Source organism: Methyloferula stellata AR4 (assembly GCF_000385335.1).
GTDB lineage: Bacteria > Pseudomonadota > Alphaproteobacteria > Rhizobiales > Beijerinckiaceae > Methyloferula > Methyloferula stellata.
Window position 1 is genome coordinate 2,675,943 of the sequence record NZ_ARWA01000001.1, and the last position, 21,964, is coordinate 2,697,906.

The 21,964-nt window shown below is 60.0% G+C and carries 22 protein-coding genes and 1 tRNA gene; 13 read left to right on the top strand and 10 right to left on the bottom strand.

All coding sequences use genetic code 11. The annotated features are described in order from the left end of the window. Positions 1–92: 92 nt before the first annotated feature. Positions 93–1,142, top strand: a complete 1,050-nt coding sequence (locus A3OQ_RS0113165; RefSeq protein WP_020175867.1) for a polysaccharide deacetylase family protein — start codon at positions 93–95, stop codon at positions 1,140–1,142. Positions 1,143–1,148: 6 nt separating this feature from the next. On the opposite strand, the gene A3OQ_RS22325 is transcribed toward A3OQ_RS0113165, so the two are convergent. Further along, positions 1,149–1,964 carry a hypothetical protein gene (locus A3OQ_RS22325; protein ID WP_152428439.1) on the bottom strand — a complete coding sequence of 272 codons (816 nt, stop codon included), beginning with the start codon at positions 1,962–1,964 and terminating at the stop codon, positions 1,149–1,151. Positions 1,965–2,003: 39 nt separating this feature from the next. Beyond that, entirely contained in the window at positions 2,004–2,210 is a 207-nt protein-coding gene (locus A3OQ_RS0113175) for a DUF2842 domain-containing protein (RefSeq protein ID WP_026595801.1), read from the bottom strand. 101 nt (positions 2,211–2,311) lie between these two features. Between A3OQ_RS0113175 and A3OQ_RS0113180 the strand changes: the two genes are divergently transcribed. Beyond that, positions 2,312–3,388 (top strand): COX15/CtaA family protein, encoded by a 1,077-nt coding sequence (locus A3OQ_RS0113180; RefSeq protein ID WP_020175870.1) that lies wholly within the window; start codon positions 2,312–2,314, stop codon positions 3,386–3,388. Here A3OQ_RS0113180 and A3OQ_RS0113185 read toward each other — a convergent pair. After that, positions 3,367–4,656 carry an O-acetylhomoserine aminocarboxypropyltransferase gene (locus tag A3OQ_RS0113185; protein ID WP_020175871.1) on the bottom strand — a complete coding sequence of 430 codons (1,290 nt, stop codon included), beginning with the start codon at positions 4,654–4,656 and terminating at the stop codon, positions 3,367–3,369. The two genes, A3OQ_RS0113180 and A3OQ_RS0113185, sit on opposite strands and share 22 nt — an antisense overlap. Positions 4,657–4,879: 223 nt before the next feature. On the opposite strand from A3OQ_RS0113185, the gene rplM reads away from it, so the two are divergent. The 4 genes from rplM to A3OQ_RS0113205 all read left to right on the top strand — a co-directional run bounded on the left by rplM (position 4,880) and on the right by A3OQ_RS0113205 (position 8,335). Continuing rightward, the gene (gene rplM, locus A3OQ_RS0113190; protein ID WP_020175872.1) at positions 4,880–5,350 is read left to right on the top strand and encodes a 50S ribosomal protein L13; all 471 of its coding nucleotides are present in this window, start codon (positions 4,880–4,882) and stop codon (positions 5,348–5,350) included. Further along, entirely contained in the window at positions 5,350–5,826 is a 477-nt protein-coding gene (gene rpsI / locus A3OQ_RS0113195) for a 30S ribosomal protein S9 (protein WP_020175873.1), read from the top strand. The genes rplM and rpsI overlap by 1 nt, the downstream gene beginning before the upstream one ends. Positions 5,827–6,060: 234 nt before the next feature. Then, positions 6,061–7,017, top strand: coding sequence for an N-acetyl-gamma-glutamyl-phosphate reductase (gene argC, locus A3OQ_RS0113200; RefSeq protein WP_020175874.1), 957 nt, complete (start codon positions 6,061–6,063; stop codon positions 7,015–7,017). Positions 7,018–7,111: 94 nt separating this feature from the next. Further along, entirely contained in the window at positions 7,112–8,335 is a 1,224-nt protein-coding gene (locus tag A3OQ_RS0113205; RefSeq protein WP_020175875.1) for an MFS transporter, read from the top strand. An 18-nt stretch (positions 8,336–8,353) separates the two neighbouring features. Here the strand turns inward: A3OQ_RS0113205 and A3OQ_RS0113210 are convergent, their stop codons facing one another. Then, the gene (locus tag A3OQ_RS0113210) at positions 8,354–8,893 is read right to left on the bottom strand and encodes a hypothetical protein (protein ID WP_026595803.1); all 540 of its coding nucleotides are present in this window, start codon (positions 8,891–8,893) and stop codon (positions 8,354–8,356) included. A gap of 44 nt (positions 8,894–8,937) precedes the next feature. After that, positions 8,938–10,977 carry a PHA/PHB synthase family protein gene (locus A3OQ_RS0113215; protein ID WP_020175877.1) on the bottom strand — a complete coding sequence of 680 codons (2,040 nt, stop codon included), beginning with the start codon at positions 10,975–10,977 and terminating at the stop codon, positions 8,938–8,940. A 123-nt stretch (positions 10,978–11,100) separates the two neighbouring features. Between A3OQ_RS0113215 and A3OQ_RS0113220 the strand changes: the two genes are divergently transcribed. Together A3OQ_RS0113220 and A3OQ_RS0113225 are read left to right on the top strand one after the other, a co-directional pair. After that, positions 11,101–11,556 (top strand): hypothetical protein, encoded by a 456-nt coding sequence (locus A3OQ_RS0113220; RefSeq protein ID WP_152428440.1) that lies wholly within the window; start codon positions 11,101–11,103, stop codon positions 11,554–11,556. A gap of 193 nt (positions 11,557–11,749) precedes the next feature. Continuing rightward, the gene (locus A3OQ_RS0113225; RefSeq protein WP_020175879.1) at positions 11,750–12,919 is read left to right on the top strand and encodes a phosphoribosylamine--glycine ligase; all 1,170 of its coding nucleotides are present in this window, start codon (positions 11,750–11,752) and stop codon (positions 12,917–12,919) included. A 77-nt stretch (positions 12,920–12,996) separates the two neighbouring features. Here the strand turns inward: A3OQ_RS0113225 and A3OQ_RS0113230 are convergent, their stop codons facing one another. Continuing rightward, complete coding sequence (locus A3OQ_RS0113230; protein WP_020175880.1) at positions 12,997–13,473, bottom strand: SRPBCC family protein; 477 nt, start codon at positions 13,471–13,473, stop codon at positions 12,997–12,999. Positions 13,474–13,576: 103 nt separating this feature from the next. Between A3OQ_RS0113230 and A3OQ_RS0113235 the strand changes: the two genes are divergently transcribed. Next, positions 13,577–13,972: a dihydrofolate reductase gene (locus tag A3OQ_RS0113235; protein WP_026595804.1), complete on the top strand. Its 396-nt coding sequence runs from the start codon at positions 13,577–13,579 to the stop codon at positions 13,970–13,972. Positions 13,973–14,071: 99 nt separating this feature from the next. Here A3OQ_RS0113235 and A3OQ_RS0113240 read toward each other — a convergent pair whose 3' ends face one another. Continuing rightward, entirely contained in the window at positions 14,072–14,392 is a 321-nt protein-coding gene (locus A3OQ_RS0113240) for a hypothetical protein (protein ID WP_020175882.1), read from the bottom strand. 227 nt (positions 14,393–14,619) lie between these two features. On the opposite strand from A3OQ_RS0113240, the gene A3OQ_RS0113245 reads away from it, so the two are divergent. Beyond that, a complete protein-coding gene (locus tag A3OQ_RS0113245; protein ID WP_026595805.1) occupies positions 14,620–15,933 on the top strand; it encodes a homoserine dehydrogenase in 1,314 nt (437 codons plus the stop codon). 60 nt (positions 15,934–15,993) lie between these two features. Here A3OQ_RS0113245 and A3OQ_RS0113250 read toward each other — a convergent pair whose 3' ends face one another. Together A3OQ_RS0113250 and A3OQ_RS0113255 are read right to left on the bottom strand one after the other, a co-directional pair. Then, positions 15,994–16,788 carry an acetoacetate decarboxylase gene (locus tag A3OQ_RS0113250; protein WP_020175884.1) on the bottom strand — a complete coding sequence of 265 codons (795 nt, stop codon included), beginning with the start codon at positions 16,786–16,788 and terminating at the stop codon, positions 15,994–15,996. 40 nt (positions 16,789–16,828) lie between these two features. Continuing rightward, on the bottom strand, positions 16,829–17,611 hold the full coding sequence (locus A3OQ_RS0113255; RefSeq protein WP_020175885.1) for a 3-hydroxybutyrate dehydrogenase: 783 nt from the start codon (positions 17,609–17,611) through the stop codon (positions 16,829–16,831). A 346-nt stretch (positions 17,612–17,957) separates the two neighbouring features. On the opposite strand from A3OQ_RS0113255, the gene A3OQ_RS0113265 reads away from it, so the two are divergent. Further along, positions 17,958–19,136, top strand: coding sequence for a patatin-like phospholipase family protein (locus A3OQ_RS0113265; protein ID WP_020175887.1), 1,179 nt, complete (start codon positions 17,958–17,960; stop codon positions 19,134–19,136). Positions 19,137–19,149: 13 nt separating this feature from the next. Here the strand turns inward: A3OQ_RS0113265 and A3OQ_RS0113270 are convergent, their stop codons facing one another. After that, positions 19,150–19,740 carry a hypothetical protein gene (locus A3OQ_RS0113270; protein WP_020175888.1) on the bottom strand — a complete coding sequence of 197 codons (591 nt, stop codon included), beginning with the start codon at positions 19,738–19,740 and terminating at the stop codon, positions 19,150–19,152. A gap of 71 nt (positions 19,741–19,811) precedes the next feature. Between A3OQ_RS0113270 and recJ the strand changes: the two genes are divergently transcribed. Continuing rightward, positions 19,812–21,632: a single-stranded-DNA-specific exonuclease RecJ gene (gene recJ, locus A3OQ_RS0113275; protein ID WP_020175889.1), complete on the top strand. Its 1,821-nt coding sequence runs from the start codon at positions 19,812–19,814 to the stop codon at positions 21,630–21,632. 195 nt (positions 21,633–21,827) lie between these two features. Continuing rightward, positions 21,828–21,903 (top strand) — tRNA-Glu (locus tag A3OQ_RS0113280). Positions 21,904–21,964: the final 61 nt, after the last annotated feature.

The window sequence follows — 21,964 nt, forward strand, 5'->3', positions numbered from 1 at the left end:
GGTGTTGCGCTTCGAAACTAGCAAGGAAAGATCAACGACATCTTGCCAGGATCATGCATAAACGATGAAGTCTCGGGATGGGCAGGAAGAGCATGTTGAGCAAAAGCCAATTGATCGCAGCGGGCTTCGCGGTTTTCGAGGCGACCAAACTGCACCGTTTGGTCGAGCCTTGGACGCGCGGGCAGGGTGCGATTCTGATGTTCCATCATGTGCGGCCTTGGGTTGAGCACGCTTTTGCGCCGAACCGGCTTCTGGAAATCACCCCTGACTTTCTCGATGCGGTGTTGACGCGTGTCAGCGCCTTGGGTTTCGACATCGTGTCCTTGGACGAGGCGCTGTCGCGGATTGGCGATCCGGCCGCGCGGCCGTTCATCGCCTTGACTTTCGACGATGGCTATAAGGATTTTGCTATCCATGCCTTGCCCGTGCTGGAGCGCCATAACGCGCCTTTCACGCTTTATGTCACGACAGGCTATGCCGATCGCTCGGCGCGGCTCTGGTGGGTCGAACTCGAAGAGGCGATCCGGGCCTTGCCGTCGATCGACGTGATCGCCGGAGATCGGCATTTCATTGCTACGACGGAAAGCGCGGAGCAGAAGGCGCAGGCGTTTGAGGCGCTCTATGGCTTGTTACGCGGCGGACCGGAAGAGGTTTTGCTCGACACGGTTGCGGAGCTCGCAAGGCTTGCCAATATCGATGCGCGCGACCTTGTCGAAAATCTCTGCCTCGATTGGAGCGGCCTCGAGCAGATCGCAAAGCACCCGCTTGCAACGATTGGCGTCCATACTCTGACGCATCCGATGCTCGCCAAGCATGATATCTCACTTGTGCATTATGAGCTTGCCGAGAGCCGCCGCCTGCTCGAGGAAAAGCTCGGACAAGAGGTCGGCCATCTTGCCTATCCGGTCGGCGATCCGACTTCCGCGGGCCCGCGGGAATTCGCGCTAGCAAGCGAGCTTCGGTTTACGAGCGCGGTCACGACGCGGCCCGGAATGATCTTTCCTGAACACGACCGCTACCGGATGGCGCTGCCGCGTCTTTCGATCAATGGCATGTGGCAGAAATTGGAAATGGTCGAAGTGCTGCTGTCCGGTGCGCCTTTTGCGCTCTGGAATCGCGGGCGGCATGTGTCGGCGGCCTGAGGCGCCTTATTTCTGATCGGCCGGCTTCTGGTCGATGGGCGCGGCGTCGACAAGCTTGAGCAACTGTGCCCGCATATTCGCCCGGGCGCTCTCTTGGATCGGCGTATAGATTTCTGGTGATCGAAACTTCGGTGTCCAATCGGGCGGAGCTTCGACCCCTACGTTCTTTCCGTAATGCCCGTCTGGCGGAAGTTCATGTTGGGTTCCCCTTTCCAGGCCAACCCTCATTTCCTCCATTCCGCCTCGGCAGATCAGGTCGTCATCCTTGCGCAAAGGGGCAGTTTTATTTTCGAATGCTATGGCCAGATCTACAAGCTTCAGCTTTGTTTCATTCGGCTGTTGTTTCACGAAATCCAAAGCTGCCTTTTGGTTGGTCGTCAGCATTTGCGTGATCCGACGGGATGGCGCTGTCTGATCCTCGCATTTTGCTCCGTCGATCACAATTTGCTCGAAAGTATAAAGGGCCATCATTCCTGCCGTCAGGCGTATGTCTTTGTTCGGGTCGCTCGTATTGAGTTGGCTGCCCGCGAGCCATAAGTTGCGGGCATAGATAAGGCTGACCATGAGGCCGCCGCCCCCGAAAAAACGGTTGCGCAGCCAAACCAATCCTCTGTTGAATGAAGCTGGGTCCGTCGGCTTGTTGAAAGCCATGCCGAGGCCGTTCCAATTGCGAGCGTCCACGAGTGCATTGAGTTCGACGTCTGATGGTAGAGGGAGTGGCGTGGGAGGTGTTTGAGCTTGTGCCCAAGCAAAGAAGGGGGGCGCAATCAAAGCGGCTTGGACAATTGTCGCAAACAGGAAGCCCAAAAAAAGATTTCGCAATTTGATCACTCGGAAAAGTTATAATAAACGAATTATAGCTCAATCAGGCCGCTCCATCCACTTAATCAGTGGCATCAGCGGTAAAATCCAAGCGAGCCCAAGCACGACGTAATAGAGAGCTTGCAGCACCCCCGGCGCGCCTTGAATGAGCCGGCTTTGGGCCAGAGCCATCGCGACAAGCGCATAGATCACGACAAACAGGATCGTCAGGATCGTTCCCAGAAATTTGCGCATCCGACGTGGCACTTTATGACTCCCTGCGACAGGCTGCGCATGGACTTAATGCGAAACGAGCGCTTAAGTCCGTTCGTTCACCCCGTCAATGCTCCGCTTAACGAAGGCCGTTCATGAGCGATCTCGCCCTTGATGTATCCACCGCGAAAGCCGAAGCCAAGCCGCGCTCGGTCCGTCCGGTCGCGATCTGGCTGTGGAGCCTCGCGGCGCTGGTTTTCTTGATGGTCGTCGTCGGCGGTGCGACGCGGCTTACCGAGTCAGGGCTTTCAATCACCGAATGGAAGCCGGTGACCGGCGTGATCCCGCCGCTCAGCCAGGCGGATTGGGCAGCCGAATTCGCCAAATATAAACAGATCCCGCAATTTTCCGCATTGTTTCCGGACATGGATCTGGGCGGTTTCAAGTTCATTTATTTTTGGGAATGGAGCCATAGACTCATCGGCCGCTTGCTCGGTTTCACGCTGCTCATCCCTTTCATCGGCTTCTGGGCGGCGGGCCGTCTTTCGAACGCGTTGAAGCTGAAACTCCTCGGCATATTCGCACTTGGCGGGCTGCAAGGCTTCGTCGGCTGGTGGATGGTTTCCTCCGGGCTTTCGGAGCGCGTCGAGGTCACACAGGAGCGGCTTGCGATCCACCTTCTGCTGGCGAGCTTCACCTTCGCCTGCCTCGTGTGGCTTGCCGCTTCGGTAACGCGCGCCGCGCCAGCAAATACCTCGCCGGGCTTGCGGCGCTTCGGCAGCCTGATCGTCTTCGTGGTCTTCGTACAGATCGGGCTTGGCGCGCTCGTCGCGGGCCTGAGGGCAGGGCGCGTCTATAACACCTGGCCCTTGATGGATGGGGCTTTCATTCCCCCGCGAGACGTTCTCACAAGCCTCACGCCGCTCTGGCGCAATCTCACCGACAATGTCGCGCTCGTGCAGCTCGACCACCGGCTGGTCGCTTACACGCTTCTCGCGCTTGTTGCGATCCAAGCCGTTGCTGTCGCGCGATATGGCGGCAAGCTGGCCTTGCGTGGCTTCACCCTCTTCGCCCTCGTCGTGGTACAAGCCGCGCTTGGAATCGCGACTTTGCTGCTTGCCGTTCCGCTCTGGGCGGGATTGCTGCATCAGGCCTTCGCCATGCTGGTGCTTGGCAAGGCTGTCGTCTACCGGCAGGCTTTGTCGCCGGATCATGCCGCCAATAGCGCCTGATCGAGATCGGCGATGAGATCGGCCTTGTCCTCGATACCAACGGAGAGTCGCACGACATCTGGGCCGGCGCCCGCCAATATCTTCTGGTCGTCGGCCAATTGCCGATGCGTGGTCGAAGCGGGATGAATGACGAGCGAGCGCGTGTCGCCGACATTGGCGAGATGCGAAAAGAGCTTCAGCCGTTTCACCAGCGCGATCCCAGAGTCATAGCCGCCTTTGAGCCCGAAGGTGAACACGGCGCCAGCGCCTGCCGGGCAATATTTCTTGGCCAAGTTATGATAGCGGTCGCCACTTAAGCCCGGATAGCTCACCCAATTGACGGCATTATGCTGGGCGAGATGTTCGGCGACGGCGAGCGCGTTTTCTGAATGGCGCTGCATGCGCAGCGGCAGAGTCTCGATGCCGGTCAAGATCAAGAAGGCGTTGAAGGGCGACAGCGCCGGGCCAAGGTCGCGCAGGCCTAGAACGCGCGCGGCGATCGCAAAAGCGAAATTGCCGAATACCTCGCCGAGCACCATGCCGCCATATTCGGGACGCGGCGCGGAGAGGCTCGGATAGCGCTGATCCGCCATCCAATCGAACGTGCCGCCGTCAACGATGAGGCCGCCGATCGAATTGCCATGGCCGCCCAGAAATTTCGTCGCCGAATGCACGATGATATCGGCGCCATGCTCGAACGGCCGCACGAGATAGGGCGTAGCCAAAGTATTGTCGACGACAAGCGGCAGATGCTTCTCATGCGCGATCGCCGCGATCGCTTCGATGTCGGTGACGACACCGCCCGGATTGGCGATGGATTCGATGAAGATCGCTTTCGTCTTCGGCGTGATGGCCGCGGCGAAACTCGGCAGATCATCGGGATCGGCCCATTTCACGCCCCAGCCGAATTTCTTGAAGGCATGATTGAGCTGATTGATCGAGCCGCCGTAAAGTTTCGTCGCGGCGACGATCTCGTCGCCCGGTTCGAGCAATGTATGGAACACCAGCAATTGCGCGGCGTGGCCGGAGGCGACGGCCAATCCAGCCGTGCCGCCTTCGAGCGCGGCGATGCGCTCTTCCAGAACGGCATTGGTCGGATTGGTGATGCGCGTATAGATATTGCCGAAGGCCTGCAGCCCGAACAGAGCCGCCGCATGATCGACATCCTCGAACACGAAGGAGGTTGTCTGATAGATCGGCGTGGCGCGGGCGCCCGTCGTCGGGTCGGGCCGCGCGCCGGCATGAACCGCCTGTGTGGCAAAGCCTGGGGGAGCGATGAGATCTGTCATAAGCTGTTTCCTGGGTCGAGCGGGATTATTCTAGTGTTTTTATAGACTGAAGGCTTGAGCGGATCAATTCACGTTGCCTGATGTGGTATTATAAAACCATCATCATTAAGCCATTGAATTTATGATAATTCGTGGCCTTGACGTGAATTCAAAGCGACTCTATAAGCTGCCATTCCTCAGGCACGGGAAGATCCCGGCCACGAGTTACAAACGGATTACATCTATGTATGGCAGAACTTATTCGGCCAAAGCGTCGGATATTGAGAAGAAATGGATTCTCATCGACGCGACGGGCCTCGTCGTCGGCCGGCTGGCTTCGCTGATCGCGATGCGGCTGCGCGGCAAGCATAAGGCGACCTTCACGCCGCATATGGACGATGGCGACAATGTCATCGTGATCAATTGCGAGAAGGTAGTTTTCACCGGCCGCAAGCGCGAAGACAAAGTCTATTATCACTACACGGGCTTTCAAGGCGGCATCAAAGAGCGCACGGCGCGCTTCCACCTTGATGGCAAATTCCCTGAGCGCATCGTCGAAAAGGCCGTCGAGCGCATGCTGCCGCGCGGCCCGCTCGGCCGCAAGCAGCTCGGCAATCTGCGCGTCTATAAGGGGCCCGCGCATCCGCATGAGGCCCAGACGCCCGAGACGCTCGATGTTGGTGCCATGAACCGCAAGAATGTGAGGATCGCCTGATGGCCGAAACCCTGTCTTCGCTGCAGGATCTGAAGGGCGCCGCGGCGCCGCAGGCCGAAGCCGCCCATTATGTGCAAAAGCTCGATCCGCAGGGCCGCGCCTATGCGACGGGCAAGCGCAAGGATGCCGTCGCGCGTGTCTGGATCAAGCCCGGCTCCGGCAAGACGACCATCAATGGCCGTCCGCTCGAAGTCTATTTTGCGCGTCCGGTGCTGCGCATGATCTTGCAGCAGCCGCTGGGCGTTGCAAAACGCGTCGATCAATACGATCTGATCGTCAGCGTCGCCGGCGGCGGCCTGTCGGGGCAGGCGGGCGCCGTGCGTCATGGTCTTGCCAAGGCGCTCACGCATTATGAGCCGGAGCTGCGATCCGTCTTGAAAAAGGAAGGCTTCCTCACGCGTGACTCGCGCGTCGTCGAACGCAAGAAATACGGCAAGAAGAAAGCCCGCCGCAGCTTCCAATTCTCGAAACGTTGATCTTCATCATCGTTCCCGGAATCAAAAGGCGGCCACGGCCGCCTTTTTTATTGGCTGTCATGGCGGTTGTGCGATCCCTCTCCCTGTGGGAGAGGGTGGCTTGCGGAGCAAGCCGGGTGAGGGGTTACTGTCTTGGTGTTGAGAGACCGTAACCCCTCATCCGCCTCGCATTCGCTCGGCACCTTCTCCCACAGGGAGAAGGTTCGCGCACCGTAGTTCGAATTTTTCTTTGGGATGTGCGGCATGGCGAAAATCTTCATCGATGGCGAAGCGGGCACGACGGGCCTCGGCATTCGCGCGCGGCTCGCCGCCATGCCGGGCATCGAGCTCAAAAGCCTCGCCGATAAGGATCGCAAGACTCCCGAGGCCAAATTGGCTTTGCTGCGCGAGGTCGATCTCGTCATCCTCTGCCTGCCAGACGATGCTGCCAAAGAGACGGTGGCGCTCGCAGCTACGCTCGGCGACAAAGCCCCGAAGCTTCTCGATGCCTCGACGGCGCATCGCGTGGCGGCGGGCTGGGTCTATGGCTTTCCTGAGCTGGCGCCGGGGCAGGCCGACGCCATCGCAAAGGCTAAGTGCGTCGCAAATCCGGGATGCTATGCGACGGGCGCCATCGCGCTGTTGCGGCCGCTCGTCGATGCCGGTCTGGTGCCTGCCGATTTCCCCGTCACGATCAATGCCGTCTCCGGCTATAGCGGCGGCGGCAAGTCGATGATCGAGTCCTACGAGAAAAAGACGGCGCCCGATTTCGAGCTTTATGGCTTGAAGCTCGACCATAAGCATCTGCCCGAAATCGAGACTTACGCGGGCCTCACGCGGCGGCCGATCTTCGTGCCGTCGGTCGGCAATTTCGCGCAAGGCATGCTCGTCTCCATACCGCTCTTTCTGGACGAACTGCCGGCGCATCCGAAAGCCGCCGATCTGGAGGCTGCGTTAAAAGCGCGCTACGGCACGACCTCTCATGTTCGTGTGATGACGGACAATGGTTCCGGACGTATCGAAGCTCTATCTCTGAACGGGCGCGACGATCTCGAATTATCGGTCTTCGGCGATGAAGCTCAGCGTCAGGCCGTGCTCGTCGCGAAGCTCGACAATCTCGGCAAGGGCGCATCCGGCGCGGCCGTTCAAAACATGAGCCTGATGCTCGGGCTCGATAAAAACGATCTTTCCGCGCGTCATGCCCGGCCTTGAGCCGGGCATCCAGGCACAGCCTTATTGATGCATGCATCGATGCTTGGATACGCGGGTCAAGCCCGCGTATGACGCTCCGCAAGTGAGCGGTGACATGAATCAAACCATCAAAGTTCCGCCTGCGCCCACGCCGGTCATCACCGGGCCGCTGACCCTGTTGCTTGCCGTCGCCTGCGGGCTGATCGTGGCCAATATCTATTACATTCAGCCTTTGGCCGGATGGGTTGCCGAAGACATCGGACTGCCGGCTTCCGCCACAGGCCTGCTCGTGACGTTCACGCAGATCGGCTATGGGCTCGGGCTGATCTTCGTCGTGCCGCTCGGCGATATCGTCACCGGCCGGCGCTTGATCGTGACGATCCTGTCTCTGTTGACCTTGGCGCTTCTCGGGCTTGCCTACGCGTTTTCATCGGCGCTCGTGCTTGCCGCGTCCTTGCTCGTCGGCATCACATCGGTCGTCGCACAAGTGATCGTGCCTTTCGCCGGCAATCTCGCACCCGACGAACATCGTGGCCGCGTCGTCGGCAATGTGATGAGCGGACTTTTGTTCGGCATCATGCTGTCGCGGCCAATATCGAGCTTTCTCTCGCATTGGTTCGGCTGGCGTTCGATCTTCGTCATTTCCGCCGTGGTCATGGCGGTGCTCGCCGCCGTGATGCGGCAGAAACTTCCGCAAGGAAAGCCGTCATCGACGCTGAGCTACGCCGGCATTCTGCGCTCGCTGCCGGGCTATATCGTCGAATATCCGCTGCTGCGCCGCCGCGCGCTTTATCATGCCGCGCTCTTTGGCGCCTTCAGCCTGTTTTGGACGGCGGTGCCTTTGCTGCTCGTCCGCGATCCCTTTGGTCTCGATCAAAGCGGTATCGCGCTCTTCAGTCTTGCGGGTGCCGCCGGCGCGCTCGTCGCGCCGCTCGCCGGACGCGCGGCCGATCGCGGCTGGACGAGACCCCTGACGGGCGCCGCGATCGTCTTTGTCGGCTTTTCCTTCATTCTCTGCCTTTGGGCCGCGCATATTCAATCCGTGCTTTTGCTGGCAGGAGCCGCGATCCTGCTCGACATGGGCGTGTCGATGAATCTGATTTCGAGTCAGCGGGCGATCTTCGCGCTGGGGCCCGAGACGCGCAGCCGCTTCAACGGGCTTTTCATGGCCTTTTTCTTCGGCGGCGGCGCGATCGGCTCCGCCTTGGCGGGGCTCACTTTCGCGCAGGGCGGCTGGACGCTCACCTGCTGGACCGGCGTCGCCTTCGGCCTTGCCGCGCTTCTCTATTACGCGACCGAGTTTTTGAAGCGCGGCAAGGATCGGGACGCATCGGTCTGATCTTTCGAGCCGCAGCGATCATTTCGGAAAAAACGCGTCCGGAATGTCGAACTCATCAGCGCTATCGCCGGTTTTCAAGCCGAGTTTGTCGAAAAGGTCCGGTCCGATTTCGCTGCTGACGGCGCCGCGGCACGGGAAATTCGCGAAGTCTTTTCCGTCCTTTTGCACGGCAACCCCTTGCGCTTCCGCCTTGCCGCCCGAGCGTCCCCAATTCCCGATGGCGGTGAAGATCGTGTAGCGGTATGGCGCCTTGTCGAAGCGCAGCCAGGCGCCGCCGCCGCCCGAAAAACTCAGCGTACCAGAGGTAAAGACATCGGCGGGTTTCGCGGCAGGATCGGGATAGACCAAGTCCAGCTTGTCTCCCTTGCCATAGCGGTATTGCATGGTGCCGCCGCTTTTCGAAATGTCTTTCGATGCGCAGATCGACGCGACATGCGCGCCGGTCGAGCAGGAGAAGACGGTGAGTTCGTCGGCTTTGCACAGCGACGGCGCCGCCGCCAAACAGGGCCACGCGGCAAATGACATCGCAAAGAAGCTCAGGCCGAAAACGAGACGCATGATAATCCCCGTAAGATATAAGAACGGCGGCCGAGACGTCCGGATCACGCCATAACTTTCACATAATCGCCGGGTGCATCGCAGAGCGGCTTCAATTTCTTGCCGCCAGGCTTGCGGGCCGCGACCTTTTCCGGCGCCTGCGCGATGACCCAAGCGATCCAGTCGAGCCACCAGCTTCCCGGATGTTCGACCGTCTTTCGACGCCAGTCTTCCAGCGTGCTTTCCGGCCGCGGCCCGGTCCAATATTGATATTTTTGCTTCGCGGGCGGATTGATCACGCCGGCGATATGGCCTGAACCTGCGAGCACATAGCGGACGTCGCCGCCGAAATATTTGGCGCCGAGAAAGACCGAGGTCGCGGGCGCGATATGATCCTCAGCCGTCGCGAGGCTGTAGATCGGGATCCTGATCTTGCCCAACGACAGTTTCTTGCCGCCGATCTCCATTTCGCCTTTCGCAAGCCGGTTTTCGAGATAGCAGCCGCGCAGATAGAAGGAATGATTGGCAGCGGGAATGCGGGTCGAGTCCGAATTCCAGGCAAGAAGATCGAAGGCCCCCGGTACCTGACCTTTGAGATAATTGTTCACGACATAGGACCAGATGAGATCGTTCGGCCGCAGCATGTTGAAGGCCGACGCCATCTTCGATCCGTCGAGATAGCCCGTATCGCTCATCGAGGCTTCGAGCGAGGCCAGTTGCTCCTCGTCGACGAAGACTTTGAGATCGCCGGCATCGCTGAAATCGGTCTGCGCGGTAAACAGCGTCGCGCTCTTGATGCGATTATCCTCCGTCTCGGCCATATAGGCGAGCGTCGCGCAGAGCAGAGTTCCGCCGACGCAATAGCCGATCGCATTCACATCGCGCTCGCCGGTCGCCTGTTCGATCGCATCGAGCGCAGCGAAAATGCCTTCGCGCATATAGGCGCTCCAGTCCTTGTCGCGATGGCGCGCCTCCGCATTGATCCAGGAGATCATGAAGACGGTGAGCCCTTGCGCTACGGCCCAGCGGACGAAGCTTTTATCGGGATTGAGATCGAGGATATAGAATTTATTGATCCACGGCGGCACGATGAGCAAGGGCCTCTTGCAGACCGTCTCTGTCGTCGGCGCATATTGAATGAGTTCGATCAGATCGTTGCGGAAGACGACCTTGCCGGGCGTCGCAGCCATGTTGACCCCGAGCTGAAACTTCGAAATGTCGGTTTGGCGAATCTTGAGCGTGCCCTTGCCGGCTTCGAGATCCTCGTTGAGGAGGCTGATGCCGCGCAGCAGATTTTCCGCATTGCTGGACAGCGTCTCGTGTAAAAGCTCCGGGTTCGTCACGATGAAATTCGAGGGCGACAGCGCGCCTGAAATCTGCCGCAGATAAAATCGTGCCTTGTCGCGCGTATGCGGATCGAGGCTTTCCGCACGGGCCGCGAGATCGTCTGCCCAGGTGGTCGCGATCGCATGCGCCTGACGGAAGAAATCGAAAAATGGACTGTTTTGCCATTGCGGCGCGGCAAAGCGCTTGTCGGCCGGATCGCGTGGAACGACGGGCGGCTCTGGCTGGCCCGAGAAACGCCGCAAGGTTTGGGCCCAGAGACCGAGGAAATTGCTGGACAAGGCGCCTTGCGCTTCGAGCGTCCGCGCTGGATCGCTCAGCCAATGTTCCGCGACGCGGCCAAGCGTTCGCACCACGTTGGTCAGTTCGTTCGAGGCCTCTTGGCGCGTTTCGGAGGCCTCAAAAGGCTGAAGATAAGAGGCGAAAATCTTGCCGCTTTGGCCAAGGAGTTCGGCCACATTGGCGGCAAGCTTGTCGAAATCCGGCGTGCCGTTCTTGCCGGTCTCTTTTTGAGGCGCAGGCTCGGTCAGAGGCGGCTCCCTAGGCGCGCCGGCAGGCGTCGGGCGTGGCTCTTCAACCTTGACCGCGGGCGTGCCATTTTTGAGATCGGCAAATAATTTATTGTTCTTCTTGACGAGCTTGGCCGCTTTGCGCTCCTTGCGCAACTGCTTCTCTTGCGAGGGCTTCTTCTTCTTTTTCTTTTTCTTGCGTCCGCCGTCTTCGTCCTGCGCCGGAGGCTCGTTGATCCCATTCTGGTCCATGGTCAATTCTTGCCCCGCGCGTCTAAGTCCCCGGTCTCGGTTCAGACATAATAAAGCGCTAGTTGATTACCACTTAAAGATGAGCCGAATATCCGAGGATTGGAACAAGGCTGGACGAAAGTCATGCTGGTTTTCCCAAAATCTTGCCGATTTGCGCTGGCCTGTCTCGGCCTGAGCATCAGCCTCTCTTTGCCCGCCGGCCCGGCCTTCGCGCAGGACAAGCCGCAGGCGGCGGCCGGCGATCAGCAAAAGCCCAAGGACGGCCAGGACAAGCCCAAGAAGGAACGGCATCGCAACACGCCGCTCGATACGATCATGCAGACGCGCATCTGGGCCGATGTGCCCGAAGCGAAGGATTTCGTGAAAGAGCACCGGCCCGACAGAGAGAAGCTCAAATTCCAGCCGGTGACCGGTACCGATCCCGAGCGGCCGAAGCCGAGAACGCCGGCCGAACTCAAGGATCTGGAGACGGAGCTCGAAAGCGCGCGCGTGAGCGCTGATAAAAAGGCCGGTATCAAGCCGGCTCCGGCGGCTTCGGCTTCGACAAGCAAACCGAAGCCGGCGACGGCGACGCAATAAGTCTTTGGCTTTTCGCGCCCGCCCAAAGCCTCCAAAAATCATCACTCTGCGTCAAATTGGCGGGTTGGCCGAAAGCCCCGGTTCTTTGATTTGCGGACGGGCTGCTTTAAGAGTGCCCGCGACGCGTTTTTGCGCGCTGCCGCATGGCCATTCGGCTTGATGCCCGAAAGGCTCGGAAGAAACGGGGCTTGTGATGAATGTCTTGGTGATTGGCGACGGCGCGCGTGCGCATGCGCTCTGCTGGAAACTCAGCGAGTCGCCCGTCCTCGAAGAGCTTTATTGCGCGCCGGGCAATATCGGTGTCGGGCTCATCGCCGAATGCGTGCCGATCAGCCTCAAGGCCGTGCATACGATCGCCTCCTTCTGCGAAGAAAACGACATTGACTTCATCATTGTCAGCAACACGCAGACCATGTCGATCGGCATTGTCGATATGCTGAACCGCAACGGCTTTGCGACTTTCGGGCCGGATATGGGCGCCGTGCGGCTCGAGACATCCAAGGCTTTCTCGCGGGAGGTCTGCCAAGCCGGCAATATTCCGATGGCGAAGTTCGTCCGCGTCACCGATCAGGCCTCGGCGGATGCACATATAGACGCGAGCGAGCTGCCGATCGTGGTGAAGGGCGACTTCGCCGTCGACGGATCGCGGGTCGCGATCTGCAAGACGAAAGAAGAGGCCAAGGCCGCGGTCGCCGCGCATTTCGCGGCGGGCGATCTCGAAATTTTCCTCGAAGAATTTCTGACCGGCCCTGAAGTCAGCTATTGCGCCGTCACCGACGGTCATATCGTGCTGCCGATGACGTCGGCAACGGACGATTGGGACCCCGAAGGTCCGGGCCTCTATCGCGGCAGCCTGTCGCCAGCGCCGTCCGTGACGCCGGAAATCGAAAAGCAGATCCTGCAAAAGATCCTGCGCCCGACCATCAATGCAATGAAAAACATGCGTCGGCCCTTCAAGGGCCTGCTCAACACGCGGCTGATCCTGACCGCCGAAGGCCCCAAGGTGATCGATTACAAGGTCCGCTTCAGCGATCCGGAATGGCAGGCGATCGTGTTGCGTATCAATGGCGATCTGATCCCGGCGTTGATTTCCTCCTACGACGAGATGCTGGAACGATTCGATCCGTTCCGTTGGCATCCGGGTTCGGCGGCCGCGCTCGTGATGCGCGCGGAAGGCGCCAATGCGACGACGGAAAAGATCGGCATCGCCATCGATACGATCGAAGCGGAAGACGAAGATATCGTCGTCTACCGTTCGAACGATGAAAAGGAACTGAACGTCACCGCGACCGGCGCCGATCTCGCCGACATACGCAAGCGGCTTTACGCGGCAGCCTCGAGGGTTTTGGACATGGTGCGCTAAGCCCGCTGCAAAATAAAAAGCGCCTTCACGAATGAAGGCGCTTTTAAACTGACGGCCTTTTCGGCGGATGCCGAAGCCTATTCCTCGTCGAAGTCGGGCATCATCTTGGCGAGCGTGCGAAGCACGCTATTGCTGCCCTTTTCCATTTCGGCGAAGCAACGGTCGGTTTCCTCGTCGACCGGGAAGCCTTCATGGGTGAGGGTCACTTTGAAGCTGCCATCCTCATTGGGCGTGATCGTCCAGATAGCGAAGGTATCGATGTAGTGACCGAAGCCCTTGAGTTCCTTCGCGCCGCCCTTCCAGGTGTAGGAAATCTTCTGGTTTTCCTCGACATCCAGAACCTGGCACTGGAACTCGCCGTCCCAGCGTTCGATCGGCCGTGCACGGAGCGTGAATTTATGACCGAAATCCGGCTTCAAATCGTTCTTCATGAACCAAAGGGCGATACACTCGGAATCGGTGATCGCGCGCCAGATTTTTTCGATCGGATAGTCCTTAATATCGACGGACGCGACGATGCTGCGTGTCGGTGCTGCTGCCTCTTCCTCTGCCACTCGTTCTCTCCATTAAGTCGCGGCCGTCCTCGTCACGAGGTTTGCCGGGTCGAAGCAAAATCTAAGCCGCCTTTTAGTCCACCCGTCCTTTCGGAGGCAAGCTATGCCTGATGTTCGTGCCATGATCGCCATAGGGGTACGGGGCCAGTTCGGCCTCGACGGCAAATTGCCCTGGGAGGGCGATAAAAGGCCGGAATTCAGGGAGGATGTGGCGCGATTTTTCGAAATGACGCGCGGCCATGTGCTGCTGATGGGGCCAAAGACCTATGCGTCGGTCCCAAGCTTTGCCTTCACAGATCGGACGATCGTAACGATCCGCTCGTCGCAGACGCCGGAAGAGGCGCTGGCGCCCTTCCAGGACCGTATCGTCTATATCGGTGGCGGACCGTCGGTCTATGCCGCCTATGCCCGCCTCATCCGCCATTGGGACATCAACCGGCTGCCCTATGACGGCGAAGCCGACAGCTGGTTTGATCCCGCCTGGCTTGTCGCAGGGTAAGGGCCGAACCCCATGACTCAAACCCTCGTCCTTCGAGACGCTTGCTGCGCAAGCTCCTCAGGATGAGGGTTTGGAATTGGACGCCTTGAGATATCGATTCTAAAGCGCGACGTAGATGAACTTCTCGGTGCCCTTGAGCTTCGGATAGTTCTCGCGGATCGCCTTTGCGATTTTGCCGACGAGGTCCTTATCGCCCGCGGCGCTCTTGCCGACGAAATCGGTGCCGGCGCTCCAGATCTCGAAAAACCCGTGCAGGGCCTGGTCGTAATCGTCGCCCGTGGGGTTGGCGGTCATATCGTGCAGGGAGACGATGCCGTTTGCATCGATTTCCAGCCGCCATTCCCGGTCGTCCTTCACGGACGCGAGCAGAGCGGAAACGTCAGCATCGCTCCAGTCACCTTTAAGATCGATCGTCGCCATTTGTGACCCCTGAATTCCTCGTTGCATTTTCAAAGCAAACTTGAGACCAGTTTGTGGGAAAATGCTCGCTTGCAGCACAGCCTCTGCAAATGCCTGCGCTCTAATACCCTGTCGGGGCCAAAAATCAATGTAAGAAGCGGCGGCGTCTACCGTCGAGGCGCCTTGATGGCAGGCTGGATTTCAGGCAAAAGCGGGCATCTTCCGGCCCATTGCGAGCGATCAAATCGATGATGAGACATTTGCGCGTCGGGATTGCGGGCCTTGGCACCGTGGGCACGGCGGTCGTGCGGCTGCTCGACAGGCACGCCCAAGCGCTTGCCGCGCGCACCGGACAAAGGATCGAGGTCACGGCCGTGTCGGCCAAGGCGCGCGACAAGGATCGCGGCATCGATCTTTCGCGCTTTGCCTGGTTCGATGATCCGGTCGCGCTGGCGGCGAGCCCCGATATAGACGTTTTCGTCGAGCTGATCGGCGGCGAGGAGGGCGCGGCGCGTGCCGCCGTCGAGACTGCCATCGCGGCAGGGAAATCCGTTGTTACGGCCAATAAGGCGCTGCTCGCCAAACATGGCATGGCGCTCGCGCGCGCCGCCGAGGAAAAGGGCGTGGCGCTGGCCTTTGAGGCTTCGGTCGCCGGCGGGATTCCCGTCATCAAAACCTTGCGCGAGGGTTTTGCCGGCAATGCGATCGAGCGCATCTACGGCATTTTGAACGGTACCTGCAATTACATCCTATCGCGCATGGAAACCGAGAAATTGAGCTTCGCTGCCTGCCTGCGCGAAGCGCAGGAGCTGGGTTATGCGGAGGCCGACCCGACCTTCGACATCGGCGGGTTCGATACGGCGCACAAGCTCGCGATCCTCACAGCGCTCGCCTTCGGCACCACGATCGATCCCGACGCCATCGCGATCGAAGGCATAGAGACGATCACGCTGGCCGATCTCGAGGCCGCCGACGAATTGGGCTATCGCGTCAAACTCTTGGGCGTCGCGCAGAAGACGCTGTCAGGCATCGAGCAACGGGTCCATCCGACTATGGTGCCGAAGTCGTCGGCGATTGCACAAATCATGGGCGTTATCAATGCTGTAAGCATTAATGCTGATGCAGTACATGAACTGACTTTGGCGGGGCCAGGGGCTGGCGGAGAGGCCACGGCATCGGCTGTCGTCGCCGATCTCGCCGATCTGGCGCGCGGGTCTCATATAGCGCCATTTGGCTTGCCCGTGGCTGACTTGGCGCCCTTGCAGCGTGCCCCGCTGCAAATGCATGAGGGCGGCTATTATGTCCGGCTCTCGGTCCATAACAGGCCGGGCGCCGCCGCGGCGATCGCGACGCGCATGGCCGAGAACGGCATTTCATTGGAGAGCATCGTCCAGCGCAATGTATCCGGGTCGCGTGCAAAGGCCGCCACGCTCGATCCGGTGCCGGTGGTGCTCATCACCTATGCGACTTACGAGAAGACGATCCGGCAGGCGCTCGAATCCGTCGTGGCCGACGGTTATCTCGCCGAAAAGCCGCAGCTCATACGCATCGAGCGGGAGTGAGCATCATCCCGAAAAGCTGGAGGCTTTCCGGGATGATGAGGCGTCGAAGCGAAAGCGGCTTTATTCGCCGGCCATCAGAATGCGCTTTTCTTCGCTCTCTTGCTCCGCCTCGGCCTTGGTATAGTCGTAGAGCACGCGGCCATAGGGCAGGGTGAGATCGGCGATGAAATGATGCGCGCCGATCACATGGCGCACCGGGAAATCGGCGACCGGCGCATTGACATGCGGCACAAGATGCAAGCGGCCCGGTCCCGACCATGAGCCTTTCGGCACGATCTCGGTCAGGTTGATCGCAACGAGCTGGCAGATTTCGGGCTCGCCCGTCACGCTCGGAATGATTTTCAGATTGATCTGCGTCTTCGACAAAGTGGCGACGGTGCGATCGCCATTGCCGGTCATGCTGTGATGCTTATAGCCCATGCTGCCCATGGCGACGGTCTGCCCGGCATAGGTCAGCGTGCCGGTCAAAGTATCGTGGACGACCTCGAGCTTCGGATGCGCGTATTTCTTCGGAAAGCCCCAGATCTCGCGGCCGGCGGCGATCGGCGGATCGTCGTCGAGATACATTTGCGAGACGAAATTATAGTCCGCGCCCTTATAACGGCAGGGGATCACGAGACCCGATTCCGTATAGTCGCCGAAGCCGGAGCTATCCGGCATCCGGATCCATTCGTAATGGACGATCGCCTGATCGGCCGGTTCCAGCGGTTCCGGCAATTGCGTGCGGATGGCTTCGGGGTCGGTCTCGTATGAAATGACCATATATTCGCGATCGATGAACCGGTAGGGCCCGGCGGGATAGCTGGGGCTTCCGAGCGGCATCGACGGGAGCTTGATGACGTCTGCCTTCTTCATATGAGACCTCCGAATGGGGAGAGGATCGGGGAGCGGGTGATTATTCGGCGGTCCAGCCGCCGTCGATCGGAATATTGGCGCCGGTGATCTCGCTTGCTGCGTCGGAGCAGAGGAAGAGGGCCAAGGCGGCGACCTGCTCGACCGTCACGAATTGCTTCGTCGGCTGGGCGGCGAGAAGCACGTCGTGGATCACCTGCTCTTTGGTCAGGTGACGCGCGGCCATCGTATCGGGAATCTGCTTTTCGACGAGCGGCGTCCAGACATAGCCGGGGCTGATGCAATTCGAGGTGATCTTATGCTGGGCCAGTTCGAGCGCGACGGTCTTCGTCAGGCCCGCGATGCCATGCTTGGCGGCGACATAGGCCGATTTGAACGGCGATGCGACGAGCGAATGCGCCGACGCCGTCTGGATGATCCGGCCCCAGCCCTTGGCCTTCATGCCGGGAACGGCGGCGCGAATGGTGTGGAAGGCGGACGACAGATTGATCGCGATGATCGCATCCCATTTCTCGACAGGGAAATCCTCGATCGGCGAGACGTATTGAATACCGGCATTGTTGACGAGAATATCGACGGAGCCGAGATCGGCCTGCGCCGTCGCGATCATGGCAGCGATTTCATCCGGCTTTGACATATCGGCAGCGGAATAGACCGCGGTCACGCCGAAGTCCTGCTTGATGCCGGCCAACTCCTTGTCGATCGCGTCCTTCTCGCCAAAGCCGTTGATCATGACATTGGCGCCTTCCTTCGCGAGCGCCCGTGCAATCGCCAATCCGATGCCGCTCGTCGAGCCAGTGACGACCGCCGATTTGCCTTTCAACATATGTTTCTCCCGCGCGAAAACCGCCTGCTTGTGCGAGGCTGCACTTCAGCGTGCGCCTCGATTAGGGCTCTAAAACGCCAGCCATTCAAGCTGCACAATAGCTTGAACGGATCACGTAAAATCACCGTGACCCTTTTATGAAGCTCTTTCTTTAATAACTTTAACGAGAGGGTCTGGCCGCTCCAAGGTTTCGACAGCACTGAATTTGGCGATCTTGGTCCTTTTGTCATGGTGCTGTCGCAGCGCGTGCGTTTCATGAGGCGGAGCAGCCGGCCAGCCGATGAACAGACTGCACTCTATTTGCGCGAAATCGCGGCGGTGGCTCGCAACGAAAAGGTGAACGCGCATGGATGCCCTGACTCCCAAAACCGATATTCATTCGGGCCGCGGCTGGCGTCCCGAAGGCTGCGACCGGATCGGCCTCGTGCTGCAAGGCGGCGGCGCGCTCGGCGCCTATCAGGCCGGCGTCTATCAGGCGCTTGAGGAAGCGGGCATCATGCCCGACTGGGTATCGGGCGTCTCGATCGGCGCGATCAATTCGGCCATCATCGCGGGCAATAGGCCGGAGCGCCGGTTGGAGCGGCTGCGCACATTCTGGGAATGCATCACAGACCGCAAGGTCAGCTACTATACGCCCGACGGCGATATTTACCGGCAGATGCGTAATCTCTTGAGTTCCTGGTACACGATCGCGCTCGGGCAGCCGGGATTCTTCGCGCCCTGGAAGACGTCGCCCGTGTTCAGCGCATCCGGTGCCAAAACCGCGCTCAGCTATTACGATACCGCGCCCTTGCGCCAGACATTGCTCGAACTCGTCGATTTCGATCTCATCAATGATCCGACGCATATCCGGTTCTCGGTCGGCGCCGTGAATGTGCTCACCGGCAATTTCGTCTATTTCGACAATGCGACAGATCACATAGAGCCGGAACATATTATGTCGAGCGGGGCTCTGCCGCCGGCGCTGCCGATGGTCAAAGTCGGTACCGATTATTTCTGGGACGGCGGTCTCGTCTCGAATACGCCCTTGCAGCATCTGCTCGAAGAAGAAGACAAGCTGAACAAGCTCGTCTTCCAGGTCGATCTCTTCAGCGCGCGCGGCGACCTGCCGCGCAGCCTTCAAGACGTCATGGGACGGCAGAAGGACATCACCTATTCGTCGCGCACGCGCTACAATACGGATGTCTATAAAAAGCTGCTCGGCTGGAAGAAGAAAACCTACGACGCGCTGTGCAAAATCCCCGAAGAGCATTTGTCGGACGAGGATCGCGCGCTGAAGGAGGATTTGTCCGCGCTGCCGGAGATCACCATCCTGCAATTGATCTATCAGCAAAGATCCTACGAAGGCCATGCCAAGGATTACGAGTTCTCGCGCACCTCGATGAACGAGCATTGGCAGAGCGGCTATGAGGACACGCGGGAGACGATCGCCCGCCGCGACCATCTGCGCATGCCCAAGAAGGATGCCGGCATCTGCGTCTTCGACGTGCATCGCGACGCCGAGCGCGAGGCGCCAAGCGCATAAGCGCTCGCCGGGTCTATTTCGGCGGCGGCTCGATCTTGATCGAGGGATCGAAGGTGAACTGTTTTTCGGTGTGGTTTTTAATGCCGAAAATCTCGCCGTCGATGATCTGCCGCGCCAGAAGATTGGTCTTGGGATCGACGTAGAGCATGCCTTGGGCGGAGAAAAGTCCACCCTGCATGTCGAGCTTGAAACTATAGGCGAGATAGGTCTGTCCATCGACCGTCTTCTCGCCGAGACATTGCGCGCCTTGAACATAGTCCGGCGCGATATCTTCGAGGCTCGTGGTCATCTTGCCGGCCATTGCGCCATAGGCCTCCGGCATTTGATGCCAGGCTTTCCCGTCATTGGTCCAGAATTTCGGACCGATCTTCATCATCTCGACGGTCTTATTGCCGGTTGTGATACGGGTATGCATCGCGTCCGGCGGATTCATGTCGGCTGATAAAACACTGTCGTGGGATTTCGCCGACATCTTGCCGTCCACATGAAAAGGCCCGCTGTTCAAAACCCGCTTCAAAATGCCCTTAAGCTCCTCGCTGCAATCGGCTTTCGCCTGGGCCTGCAGACCCGCTAAAATCAAAAAACTGAGAAAAAGCCGCAGCATTAGAGGGAAATCCTTGAAAAGCCTTGCCGAAGATATCTGATTTTCGAGGTGAAAGCCGATAAGATCAAGACGTGAACGAATCGGCTCCCTTGTTTCAACCCCCCCCCGTACTCGGCGTCGAGCGCTCGGCCCGTGGCTTTGCCTGGCGCGGCCGCCTCGACGGCGCGGGCGAGGCCCGTGCGCTCGCGCTTGCCCAGGTCCATGGCCATAGCGAGCTTTTGGCGCGCGTGCTCGCGGGACGCGGCGTCTCGCCGGAGACGGCCGAGCTTTTCCTCGATCCGAGCCTGCGCCGCCTGATGCCGGATCCGCTCAGCCTCGTCGATATGGCGCCAGCGGTCGAACGGCTCGCAAAGGCGGTTCAAACAGGCGAATGCGTCGGCATTTTCGGCGATTATGATGTCGATGGGGCAACCTCCTCGGCGTTGCTCGCTGGTTTTTTCAAAAGCTGCGGCACGTCTTTCATCATCCACATTCCGGACCGGATTTTCGAAGGCTACGGGCCGAATGTCGAGGCGATCAAGGCGCTGGCGGCAGCCGGCGTGACCTGTCTCGTAACGGTCGATTGCGGGACGATGAGCCATGTGCCTCTGGCCGAAGCGCGAAGGCTGGGCGTGGACGCGATCGTCGTCGATCATCATCAGGCCCCTGAACTCTTGCCCGACGCCATCGTCGTCAATCCGAATAGGCAAGACGATCTGTCTGGCCTGGGCCAGCTTTGCGCGGCGGGCGTTGCCTTCATGCTGCTCGTCGCGTTGAACCGGGTACTGCGCGAACGCGGCTTCTGGACCAAGGCGCGGCCCGAGCCCGATCTTCTGATGGGGCTTGATCTCGTGGCACTGGCGACGGTCGCCGATGTCGCGCCGCTGACGGGCCTCAACCGCGCCTTCGTGACGAAGGGCCTCGCCGTGATGCAGATGCGAGGCCGCCCCGGCCTCAAGGCGCTCTTCGATTGCGCCGGCATGGACGGCCCGCCGCGGCCCTATCATTTGGGCTTCGTCATCGGTCCGCGCATCAATGCGGGCGGACGAATCGGGGACGCGGCGCTCGGCGCCAAGCTTTTGACCCTCACCGACGAAGCCGAGGCGCGGCGCATCGCCGAAGAGCTCGACAGGCTCAACCGCGAACGCCAGGTGCTTGAAGCCGCCACTTTGGAAGCGGCCGAGGCGGAAGCCCTGGGTCTGCTCGGCCTCGAAGATAAAGGCGCCGCCATCGTGACCGCATCCGACGGCTGGCATCCGGGGATCGTCGGGCTCGTCGCCTCTCGCCTCAAAGAGAAATTCCGCCGTCCGGCTTTTGCGATCGCCTTCGACGGCGAGACCGGCACCGGGTCCGGCCGCTCGATTGCGGGAATCGATCTTGGCCGCGCCGTGCGCGCGGCGGTCGAGGCGGGCTTGCTCGTCAAAGGCGGCGGCCATGCCATGGCGGCGGGGCTCACGATCACCCGCGAGAGGCTTAGCGATTTCCGCGCCTTTCTGGAGGCGCGGCTTGCCGAGGACGTGGTGCATGCGCGGGCAGGGGAAGCGCTATTCGTCGATGCGGTTTTGACGGCGGCCGGCGCTGAACCCGTTCTGTTCGAGACGCTCGAGCGCGCCGGCCCCTATGGCCAGGGCAATCCGGAGCCGGTTTTCGTCTTCCCCGCGCATCGGCTGATCGATGTGGCAGAGGTCGGTAATGGCCATATAAGGCTGAGGGCGCAGGCGGGCGACGGTACCAAGATCGACGGTATTGCCTTCAGGACGGCGCGGGAGCCTCTGGGGATGGCCTTGGAGGCCGCGCGGGGGCAGGCGGTCCATCTGGCAGGCACCTTGTCGCTCGACCGCTGGGGCGGGCGCGAGCGGGTCCAGCTCCGCGTGATCGATGCGGCTCTGGCGACGCCTTCCGGTCGGGTCTGAAGAGGTTCGGCCTATGACCCCGAAAACATTGTTCCTTTTGGGAGTCGCGGGGCAGGGGAAAGAGACAAAGTGCCCTGTTGCGCGGTCTTGCCAGCCCCGCGGCCTGCCTTTATACCTCGCGCGCCGGCCGGCCCTCATCGGCTCCCTTTCCGGCACTCTCTTTGTTTAGAGACATAGGTTAAAGCCCTGTCTCCCGCGCCCATCGTCTAGCGGTCTAGGACGTCGCCCTTTCACGGCGAAAACAGGGGTTCGATTCCCCTTGGGCGCGCCATCGTTTAACGATGGCATCATATTCCGAAATATCAGCTTGCCCCGGTTGATGCGTGTGCGAC